The following is a 2,078-nucleotide window of genomic DNA, read 5'->3' as shown; positions in this document are numbered from 1 at the left end:
ACGATTCAATCATACTTGACGTCAAAGAGTTTCCAGCTGAGTAAGTAAAACTTGATCATTCTCAAAATCTCTCGACAATCATATTGGTGCAATTTGGTATTTTGTTGATCACTATAATGCTAGTTTAATCACTTAGATCATTACTATGCATTACTACCCGAAAAAGATATAGACTTTTTGTAAAAGTAGGGAATAGGTATGGAGGGAACAGGGAAGATATTTTTAGGAGAAAAACACGGAAAATGATTTTTTGAGTTATTACACTCTAGTTTATAGTAAATAAAGGGCAAGTTTATTTTCTGGAGATGTCTATCATACAATTATCTACCAAAATCAGGAAAAATTACTAAATTGACAAATTAATACTAATTGTGATAAAAAACTATTTTGTACACTGATAACTGATAACTGTTAACTGAAATGACATCCCTAACTCCTGAGCAATACAAACAGAAAATGCAGCGCCGCAAAGAAGTACAAGAACAACGAGTATCTCAAGCTGCTCTGGAAAAAGGCTTAGTTATTGTCAATACTGGTAACGGTAAAGGCAAAACTACAGCAGCATTGGGTATGGTGATGCGCTCCTTGGGTCATGGTTATCGAGTGGCAATAGTTCAATTTATTAAAGGTGCTTGGGAACCCGCAGAAAAAGCAGTGTTTACTAAATGGGGCGAACAAATATCTTTTCATGCTTTAGGTGAAGGGTTTACTTGGGAGACTCAAGACCGCGATCGCGATATTCAAAAAGTTTATGAAGCTTGGAATTTGGCTTTGTCTTATATCCGCAACCCAGAGTTTAAATTAGTATTACTTGATGAGGTGAATGTTAGTTTGAAATTGGGTTATTTAAAGTTAGAAGATTTGTTAACTGGGTTAGAAGAGAAACCTGAAGATTCTCATGTTATTCTTACAGGTAGGGGTGCCCCTCCAGAATTAATTGAAAGGGCGGATTTAGTTACAGAAATGAAAATGATTAAGCATCCTTTTAGAGAGCAAGATGTGAGGGCGCAACCTGGTATTGAGTATTAATATTAGTAGGAACAAAGAATTAGTTAAAATGGCAAACTTTAGATTCGATTAAAATCTTAATCAGCATAAATTAGTTTTGTTCCCGATAATGTGAAATAATTGCTGAATAATTGCTGAATTATTACCAAATAATTAAGGTTTAAACCCTCTCCTTCTTATAAAGGAGAAAAAAGAAAAAATTTTCCTTAAACGTCAATCCTCTTCCTTTCAAAAAGAGGTAATTACTAATTATTAATTATTAATTATTAGTTATTGAATATAGCTTCCAAGTTTTAAGTCCATAAAATCTAACTTTTGAGCTTTGAGTTTTAACAACAAGTATTACCAAGCCAAATTTTGATAGTTAGTTTGGCAAGTATTTAATATCCTGGCATCATTCTCACTAACTTGATTTATGGGGTAATATTTCTCTAAATCTACTATGTAGTCAGAAGCAGTATTATCATAACTATCTACAACTTTTACATCTAAGCTATTTTGCTTATAAAATCCATAAAAGCAATAAAAAGCTGAATGGGGTAGATAAAGAGCGCCTATTACCTTACCATTTTCTAACTGAAATACAAAATACTCATTCTGAATTTTCTCTGGTTGAGAAGACTGACCAAAAAGGTAAATTCCATCACTGAGCAATGTACGATCTTCATTTGTTTGTGAGGAAAACTTTGGTCTTTCTTCCTTGAATTTAAGAGAAATAGTTTTATACTGTACTATTGGCCTATTTGCTGTACTATAGGTCAATATTAAGTAGGTGGCGATCGCCACTAACCTAAAAATCACGAATATTACTTAATTGTTATCTACACCATTATCATATCCGTAGAAAAAGGTAAAAATCTATTGTTTTAACAATTTGTGTTAATTTCTCAACTGTTAACAAAAGTTATTTCTTCCAATAGTTACTAAAGGTAGATAATAAATCAAAAAAAATCCTTGTAGAGATAATCATTAAAAATAACTATCTCTACAAGGAACGATCAAAATTTGATATTGACAATAGAGGGATCGATTTTAGGCAGATTTTAATACCTAACTAGCGACATATTCCA

2 protein-coding genes are annotated in these 2,078 nt (G+C 32.2%); one reads left to right on the top strand and one right to left on the bottom strand.

Features of this window, described 5'->3' with window-relative positions; translation table 11 throughout:
- Positions 1-420 precede the first annotated feature (420 nt).
- Positions 421-1,029: a cob(I)yrinic acid a,c-diamide adenosyltransferase gene (gene cobO, locus F6K13_RS30150; protein WP_287289422.1), complete on the top strand. Its 609-nt coding sequence runs from the start codon at positions 421-423 to the stop codon at positions 1,027-1,029.
- Between the two features lie 321 nt (positions 1,030-1,350).
- Here cobO and F6K13_RS30145 read toward each other — a convergent pair whose 3' ends face one another.
- Positions 1,351-1,809 (bottom strand): hypothetical protein, encoded by a 459-nt coding sequence (locus F6K13_RS30145; RefSeq protein WP_124145294.1) that lies wholly within the window; start codon positions 1,807-1,809, stop codon positions 1,351-1,353.
- Between the last annotated feature and the right edge of the window lie 269 nt (positions 1,810-2,078).

Origin of the sequence: Okeania sp. SIO2B9, assembly GCF_010672505.1 — a bacterium.
In the GTDB taxonomy this organism is placed as follows: Bacteria; Cyanobacteriota; Cyanobacteriia; order Cyanobacteriales; family Microcoleaceae; genus Okeania; species Okeania hirsuta.
The sequence above is the reverse complement of the archived record's forward strand: the minus strand, read 5'-3'. Positions and strand labels throughout refer to the sequence as shown.

Excerpts from the sequence above, each read along its gene's own strand:
- cobO (WP_287289422.1), top strand. The coding sequence starts at position 421 with ATGACATCCCTAACTCCTGAGCAATACAAACAGAAAATGCAGCGCCGC.